Genomic DNA, 8,383 nt, shown 5'->3' on the forward strand with positions numbered 1-8,383 from the left:
GCGTTGACGTCTGGGGATGCGCCCTTTTTCCTGCTGATACAAGCTGTTACTGTAGGGACAATAAAGCCCAAGCCGCCTGGATCGGATCGCCGACTTGATACGTCCCCTCCTGCTGTCACTCAGCCTGGCCTTGAGCTTTCCCGCGGGCGCGACCATCACCGAAAGTCACGGTTACGCCCAGTTCGGCACGCTCAAGTACCCTGCCAGATTCACCCACTTCGACTGGGTCAACCCGCAAGCTCCCAAGGGAGGCACCTTGCGGGCCATGGCATTCGGCACCTTCGATACCCTCAACCCCTACACCTTCAAGGGCAGCAGTCCGGTAACCACGCCGAACTTCCTGCAGTACGGGGTCAGTGAGCTCAACGAAACCCTTATGGTCGGCACCGGCCAGTACGACCCGTCCGGTGATGAAGCAACGTCCAGCTACGGCCTGATCGCCCGCTCGGTGGAGTACAGCGAGGACCGCAGTTGGGTGGTGTTCAACCTGCGCCCAGAAGCCCGGTTTCACGATGGCAGCCCCATCACCGCGGCGGACGTCGCGTTCTCCTACCGCACCCTGCTCAAGGACGGTCACCCGATCTACCGCACCAACCTTCAGGAAGTGCAGCGGGTCGACATTCTCAACCCGCAGCGCATTCGCTTCGTCTTCAAGCGCGCCGGCAACCCCTTGCTGATCCTGCGCCTGGGCGAGATGCCGGTGCTCGCCCAGCACTATTGGAAAGGCCGCGACTTCAAGGCCACTACCTTCGAGCCGCCGCTGGGCAGCGGCCCCTATCGCATCACCCAGGTGCAGCCGGGGCGACGCCTGGTGTTCGAGCGGGTCAAGGACTGGTGGGGCAAGGACCTCGCCGTCAACCGCGGCAAGTACAACTTCGACCGCGTGGAGTACGAGTTCTACCGCGATAGCGATGTGGCCTTCGAAGCCTTCAAGGCCGGCGAATTCGATATCTACATCGAGCACCAGGCGAAAAACTGGGCCAACGGCTACAACTTCCCGGCCGTGCGCCGTGGCGAGGTCATCCAGGCGCAGATCAAGCACCAGATCCCGACCCAGACCCAAGGCCTGTTCATGAACAGCCGCCGCGCCGCCTTCGCCGACCGCCGCGTGCGCCAGGCGCTGGGCCTGATGCTGGATTTCGAATGGACCAACCGCGCGCTGTTCAGCAACGCCTATCGACGCGCCACCAGCTTCTACCCCAACAGCGAATTCAGCGCCGAAGGCCTGCCTGTGGGCAAGGAGTGGCTGCTGCTTGCGCCCTACCGCGACCAGCTTCCCGCCGCACTGCTGACCCAACCCTACAGCGTCAGCCGCACCGACGGCCGAGGCATCGGCCGCGACAACCTGCGCCAGGCCCTGGAGCTACTCGGCCAGGCGGGCTGGAAGCTGTCCGGGCAGCGCCTGCTCAACAGCAACGGCCAACCACTGAAAATTGAAATCCTGCTGGTCAACCCGAACCTGGAACGCATCCTCCAGCCCTACGTGGAAAACCTCGCCAGCATCGGCATCGACGCACGCCTGCGCACGGTCGACCGCGCCCAGTACAAACAGCGACTGGATCAGTTCGACTTCGACATGATCCTGATGACCCTGACCCAGACCCTCAGCCCGGGCCTGGAACAGTGGCAGTACTTTCACTCCAGCCAGGCGACGACCAAAGGCAGCAAGAACTACGCTGGCGTGAGCAGCCCGGTGGTCGACCACCTGCTCGAAGCCCTGCTCGCCGCCCAGAGCCGCGATGACCAGGTGGCCGCCGCCCGCGCCCTGGACCGCGTACTGCTCTGGCAGCACTACATGATTCCCAACTGGTACCTCGACTATCACCGCCTGGCCTACCGCAACCGGTTCGCCTTCGTCGCCACGCCGCCCTACACCCTCGGGCTGAATAGTTGGTGGCTCACGCCTTCGGAGAACGCCCAATGATGCCAATGCCTCGTCTGCGCCAGTTGCTCGGCGGCCTGCTGCTGGCCAGCCTGAGCCTGTCGACCCTGGCCGCGCCGCAGCACGCCGTGACCCTGTACAACGAAGCGCCGAAGTACCCGGCCAACTTCAAGCATTTCGACTACGTAAACCCCGACGCACCCAAAGGCGGCACGTTCCGCCAGAACGGCTTTGGCGGCTTCGACAGCCTCAATCCGTTCATCAGCAAGGGCGTCCCGGCAGACAACATCGAGCTGATCTACGACACCCTCGCCCGCGCCAGCCTCGACGAACCCTTCACCGAATACGGACTGGTCGCACGACAGATCGAGAAAGCCCCGGACAACAGTTGGGTACGCTTCTACCTGCGCCCCGAAGCGCGCTTTCACGACGGCAAGCCGATCCGCGCGGAAGATGTCGTGTTCACCTTCAACACCCTGATCAAGAACGGCGCCCCCATGTATCGCGGCTATTACGCCGACGTGGCCGAAGTCGTCGCCGAAGACCCGCTGCGGGTGCTGTTCAAGTTCAAGCACAGCAACAACCGCGAGCTGCCGCTGATCCTCGGCCAACTGCCCGTCCTGCCGAAACACTGGTGGGAAGGCCGTGACTTCACCAAGAGCGGCCTGGAAGTCCCGGTCGGCAGCGGTCCGTACCGTGTCGCCGACGTAAAAGCCGGTCGCACGATCCGCCTTGTGCGCGACAAGGACTACTGGGGCAAGGACCTGCCCATCAACCGCGGCTTCTACAATTTCGACACCATCACCGTCGACTACTTCCGCGACAACACCGTCGCCCTCGAAGCGCTCAAGGCCGGCCAGTTCGACTACTGGTTCGAAACCAGCGCGAAGAACTGGGCCACCGCCTACAACATTCCGGCGGTGCGGGAAAAACGCCTGATCCGCGAAGAAATCCTCAACGGCACTCCGACCGGCATGCAAGGCTTCGTCTTCAACCTGCGCCGCCCGGTATTCCAGGATGTGCGGGTTCGTCAGGCACTGAGCCTGCTGCTCGACTTCGAGTGGACCAACAAGCAACTGTTCAACGGCGCCTACACCCGCACCGGCAGCTACTTCGAGAACTCCGAAATGGCCGCCAGCGGCCTGCCGGGCCCGGAAGAGCTGAAAATCCTTGAGCCGTTGCGTGGGAAAGTCCCCGAACAGGTGTTCAGCGAAGCCTTCAAAAACCCGGTAACCGACGGCAGTGGGATGATCCGCGAACAGCAGCGCCAGGCCTACAAGCTGCTGCAGGAGGCCGGCTGGCGTATCGAGAACGACAAGATGGTCGATGCCCAGGGCAAGCCGCTGACCATCGAATTCCTGTTGGCGCAGACCGAGTTCGAACGGATCCTGCTGCCCTACAAACGCAATCTCGCCGACCTCGGCATCACCCTGAACATCCGCCGGGTCGACGTCGCGGAATACATCAACCGCCTGCGCTCGCGGGACTTCGACATGATCGTCGGCGGCTTCCCGCAGTCCAACTCGCCGGGCAACGAACAGCGTGAGTTCTGGCAGAGCAGCAGCGCCGACAACCCCGGCAGCCGCAACTTCATGGGGCTCAAGGACCCGGCCGTCGACAGCCTGGTGGAGTCGCTGATCAACGCCGACTCGCGGCAGAGCCTGGTGGCCCACACCCGCGCCCTTGATCGCGTGCTGCTGTGGGGCTTCTACGTTGTCCCCAACTGGCACATCAAGACCTGGCGCGTGGCGTACTGGAACCACATCGGCCACCCGGAAACGCCGCCCAAGTACGATATCGGCATCACGACCTGGTGGATCAAGCCAGAGGTGAAGCCGGCCATCCCGGTCACACCGCCGAGTGATGCGGCATCCGCGAACGGGGAGCAGTGACATGCTGGCTTACATCCTGCGGCGCCTGCTGCTGATCATTCCCACCCTGCTCGGCATCCTGATCATCAACTTCGTCATCATCCAGGCCGCACCCGGCGGCCCGGTGGAACAGATGATCGCCAAGCTCGAAGGCTTCGAGGGCGCCACCAGCCGCATCGCCGGCGGCGGTGCGGAAGTCTCGGTTGCCGGCTCCAACTACCGCGGCGCGCAGGGCCTCGACCCGGCCCTGATCCAGGAAATCGAGCGCATGTACGGCTTCGACAAGCCGGCGCCGGAACGCCTGTGGATCATGATCAAGAACTACGCCCGCCTGGACTTCGGCGACAGCTTCTTCCGCGACGCCAAGGTGGTCGACCTGATCGCCGAGAAGATGCCGGTGTCCATTTCCCTCGGGCTGTGGAGCACGCTGATCATGTACCTGGTGTCGATCCCTCTGGGCATCGCCAAGGCCACCCGCCACGGCAGCCACTTCGACGTCTGGACCAGTTCGGCGATCATCGTCGGCTACGCCATTCCCGCGTTCCTGTTCGCCATCCTGCTGATCGTCGTGTTCGCCGGCGGCAGCTACCTGGACTGGTTCCCGCTACGGGGGCTGACGTCGAGCAACTTCGACGAGCTGAGCACCACCGGCAAGATCATCGATTACTTCTGGCACCTGGCACTGCCGGTCACTGCGCTGGTCATCGGCAACTTCGCCACCATGACCCTGCTGACCAAGAACAGCTTCCTCGACGAGATCAACAAGCAGTACGTGGTCACCGCCAAGGCCAAGGGCCTGACGCCGAACCGCGTGCTCTATGGCCATGTGTTCCGCAACGCCATGCTGCTGGTGATCGCCGGCTTCCCTTCGGCCTTCATCGGCATCTTCTTCACCGGCTCGCTGCTGGTCGAGGTGATCTTCTCCCTCGACGGCCTGGGCCTGATGAGCTTCGAGGCCGCTATCAACCGCGATTACCCGGTGGTGTTCGGCACACTGTTCATCTTCACCCTGCTCGGCCTGGTGGTGAAACTGATCGGCGACCTGACGTACACCCTGGTCGACCCACGTATCGACTTCGAAAGCCGGGAGCAATGAGATGAACCTGTCCCCTCTCAATCGCCGCCGCTTCGAGCGCTTCAAGGCCAACCGCCGCGGCTGGTGGTCACTGTGGCTGTTCCTGATCCTGTTCGGACTGAGCCTCGGCGCCGAGCTGATCGCCAACGACAAACCGCTGGTCGTGCGCTACGACGGCGAGTTCTATTTCCCGGCGTTCAAGCGCTACCCGGAAACCACCTTCGGCGGCGAATTCCCGCTGGAAGCCAACTACAAGAGCCCGTACATCCGCGACCTGCTGGAGAAGAAGCAGAGCTGGGTGCTTTGGGCTCCGATCCCGTTCAGCTACCAGAGCATCAACTACGACCTGAAAGTCCCGGCGCCCGCCCCGCCGTCCGCGCAGAACTGGCTGGGCACCGACGACCAGGGCCGCGATGTGCTGGCGCGAGTGATCTACGGCTTCCGCATCTCGGTGCTGTTCGCCCTGACCCTGACCATTCTCAGCTCCATCATCGGCGTGATTGCCGGTGCATTGCAGGGCTTCTATGGCGGCTGGGTGGACCTAGCCGGGCAGCGCTTCCTGGAAATCTGGTCAGGCCTGCCGGTGCTCTACCTGCTGATCATCCTCGCCAGCTTCGTCCAGCCCAACTTCTGGTGGTTGCTGGGGATCATGCTGTTGTTCTCCTGGATGAGCCTGGTGGACGTGGTCCGCGCCGAGTTCCTGCGCGGACGCAACCTGGAATACGTGCGCGCCGCGCGGGCACTGGGCATGCAGAACGCCGCGATCATGTACCGGCACATCCTGCCCAACGCCATGGTCTCGACCATGACCTTCATGCCCTTCATTCTCACTGGCGCCATTGGCACCCTGACCGCACTGGACTTCCTCGGCTTCGGCCTGCCGGCCGGCTCGCCATCCCTGGGCGAGTTGGTATCCCAGGGCAAGTCCAACCTGCAGGCGCCCTGGCTCGGTATCAGCGCCTTCGCCGTCCTGGCCGTGATGCTCAGCCTGCTGGTATTCATCGGCGAGTCCGCCCGCGATGCCTTCGACCCGAGGAAATGAAATGAACAAGGACACCTTGATCGAAGTACGCGACCTTGCCGTCGAGTTCGTCACCGGCTCGCAGCAGCAACGGGTGGTGGAAAACATCAGCTTCGATATCCGCCGCGGCGAGACCCTTGCCCTGGTCGGCGAAAGCGGCTCGGGCAAGTCGGTCACCGCGCACTCGATCCTGCGCCTGCTGCCATACCCGCTGGCACGCCACCCCTCCGGCAGCATTCGTTACGAGGGCCAGGACCTGCTGCACCTGGATGAGAAGAAGATGCGCCACATCCGTGGCAACCGCATCGCGATGATCTTCCAGGAACCGATGACCTCGCTGAACCCGCTGCACAACATCGAGAAGCAGATCAACGAAGTGCTCATGCTGCACAAGGGGCTGCGTGGCAAGGAAGCGACCGCGCGGACCCTGGAATTGCTGGAGCTGGTCGGCATTCCCGAGCCGGCCAAGCGCCTCAAGGCCCTGCCCCACGAGCTGTCCGGTGGCCAGCGGCAACGGGTGATGATCGCCATGGCCCTGGCCAACGAGCCGGAACTGCTGATCGCCGATGAGCCAACCACCGCCCTGGACGTCACCGTCCAACTGAAAATCCTCGAATTGCTCAAGCGTTTGCAGGCAAAGCTGGGCATGGCGCTGTTACTGATCAGTCACGATTTGAACCTGGTGAAAAGAATTGCACACCGCGTATGTGTCATGCAGCGCGGTTGCATCGTCGAACAGGCGTCGTGTGACGAACTGTTTCGCGCTCCGCAGCATCCGTATACGCAAATGCTGCTCGGCGCCGAGCCTAGCGGCACGCCTGCCGCCAACCCGGTTGGCCCGCCGCTGCTGGAGGTCGAGGACCTGCGCGTCTGGTTCCCGATCAAGAAGGGGTTCCTGCGCAAGACCGTCGATTACGTCAAGGCAGTGGACGGCATCAACTTCAGCCTGCCTCAGGGTCAGACCCTGGGCATCGTGGGCGAAAGTGGTTCCGGCAAGTCTACGCTGGGTCTGGCAATCCTGCGGTTGATCGCCAGCAAGGGCGCCATCCGCTTCGAGGGCCAGGCCTTGGACTGCATGACGCAACAACAGGTGCGGCCGCTGCGGCGGCAGATGCAGGTGGTCTTCCAGGACCCCTTCGGCAGCCTGAGCCCGCGCATGTGCGTGGGTGACATCGTCGGAGAGGGCCTGCGCATTCATCGGATAGGCACGGAGGCGGAACAGGAAGAAGCCATCATGGAGGCACTGAGGGAAGTAGGTCTGGACCCGGAAACCCGGCACCGCTACCCTCACGAGTTTTCCGGAGGCCAGCGACAAAGGATTGCCATTGCCCGTGCACTGGTATTGAAACCGGCGCTGATACTGCTGGACGAGCCCACTTCGGCGCTCGACCGGACCGTTCAGCGCCAGGTGGTGGAACTGCTGCGTGCGCTGCAGACCAAGTACAACCTGACTTACCTGTTCATCAGCCACGATCTGGCGGTGGTCAAGGTGCTGAGCCACCAACTGATGGTGGTCAAGCAGGGTCAGGTGGTGGAACAAGGTCCGGCTGCGGGTATTTTCGCCGAACCACAACATCCCTACACACAGCAGTTGCTGGAGGCCGCTTTCCTGGCTCCCACAGCTGTCGATATAACCTGAATGAGGAACAACACATGGGTTTTCTCGCTGGTAAGCGCGTACTGATCGTCGGTGTCGCAAGCAAGCTGTCCATCGCATCCGGCATCGCTGCCGCCATGCATCGCGAGGGTGCAGAACTCGCCTTCACCTACCAGAACGAAAAGCTCAAGGCCCGCGTCGAAGAGTTCGCCGCTGGTTGGGGCTCCAACCCAGAGCTGTGCTTCCCTTGTGACGTTGCCAACGATGACGACATCGCCAGCGTCTTCGAAGCTCTGAGCAAGAAGTGGGACGGCCTGGACTGCATCGTGCACTCCGTAGGCTTCGCGCCGGGCGACCAGCTCAACGGCGACTTCACCGAAGTCACCACCCGCGAGGGCTTCCGCATCGCCCACGATATCAGCGCCTACAGCTTCGTCGCCCTGGCCAAGGCCGGTCGTGAACTGATGAAAGGCCGCAATGGCAGCCTGCTGACCCTGTCGTACCTGGGCGCCGAGCGCACCATGCCGAACTACAACGTCATGGGCATGGCCAAAGCCAGCCTGGAAGCCGGTGTACGCTACCTGGCCGGCAGCCTCGGCCCGGAAGGCACCCGCGTCAACGCCATTTCCGCCGGCCCGATCCGCACCCTGGCGGCTTCCGGCATCAAGAGCTTCCGCAAAATGCTGGCCGCCAACGAAGCGCAGACCCCACTGCGCCGCAATGTCACCATCGAGGAAGTCGGCAACGCCGGCGCGTTCCTCTGCTCCGACCTGGCGTCGGGTGTCAGCGGTGAAATCATGTACGTGGACGGTGGCTTCAACACCACCGCCATGGGCGACATCTCGGAGTAATTCTCCGGGAACGGAAAAGGCCGCTGATGCGGCCTTTTCTTTTGCCCGTAAATAACCAATCGGGGCACGCGCTGCATGTTCCGCAG

Annotated in this window: 6 protein-coding genes; all 6 read left to right on the plus strand. The window is 62.9% G+C overall.

Translation table 11 applies throughout. The features are described 5' to 3' along the window. Positions 1-94 precede the first annotated feature (94 nt). Genes NTD88_RS05025 through fabI form a run of 6 tightly spaced genes read left to right on the plus strand, consistent with a single transcriptional unit; the run spans position 95 to position 8,297 of the window. The gene (locus NTD88_RS05025; RefSeq protein WP_262155588.1) at positions 95-1,924 is read left to right on the plus strand and encodes an extracellular solute-binding protein; all 1,830 of its coding nucleotides are present in this window, start codon (positions 95-97) and stop codon (positions 1,922-1,924) included. After that, positions 1,921-3,774, plus strand: coding sequence for an extracellular solute-binding protein (locus tag NTD88_RS05030; RefSeq protein ID WP_095159214.1), 1,854 nt, complete (start codon positions 1,921-1,923; stop codon positions 3,772-3,774). Before NTD88_RS05025 ends, NTD88_RS05030 begins: the two co-directional genes overlap by 4 nt. 1 nt (position 3,775) lies before the next feature. Continuing rightward, entirely contained in the window at positions 3,776-4,849 is a 1,074-nt protein-coding gene (locus NTD88_RS05035) for a microcin C ABC transporter permease YejB (RefSeq protein ID WP_095159213.1), read from the plus strand. Position 4,850: 1 nt separating this feature from the next. Further along, the gene (locus tag NTD88_RS05040) at positions 4,851-5,870 is read left to right on the plus strand and encodes an ABC transporter permease (RefSeq protein ID WP_095159212.1); all 1,020 of its coding nucleotides are present in this window, start codon (positions 4,851-4,853) and stop codon (positions 5,868-5,870) included. A 1-nt stretch (position 5,871) separates the two neighbouring features. Further along, entirely contained in the window at positions 5,872-7,488 is a 1,617-nt protein-coding gene (locus NTD88_RS05045) for an ABC transporter ATP-binding protein (RefSeq protein ID WP_095159211.1), read from the plus strand. A gap of 14 nt (positions 7,489-7,502) precedes the next feature. Further along, positions 7,503-8,297, plus strand: coding sequence for an enoyl-ACP reductase FabI (gene fabI, locus NTD88_RS05050; RefSeq protein WP_095159210.1), 795 nt, complete (start codon positions 7,503-7,505; stop codon positions 8,295-8,297). The last annotated feature ends 86 nt before the right edge of the window (positions 8,298-8,383 follow it).

This window comes from Pseudomonas sp. 20P_3.2_Bac5, assembly GCF_025466035.1.
In the GTDB taxonomy this organism is placed as follows: Bacteria; Pseudomonadota; Gammaproteobacteria; order Pseudomonadales; family Pseudomonadaceae; genus Aquipseudomonas.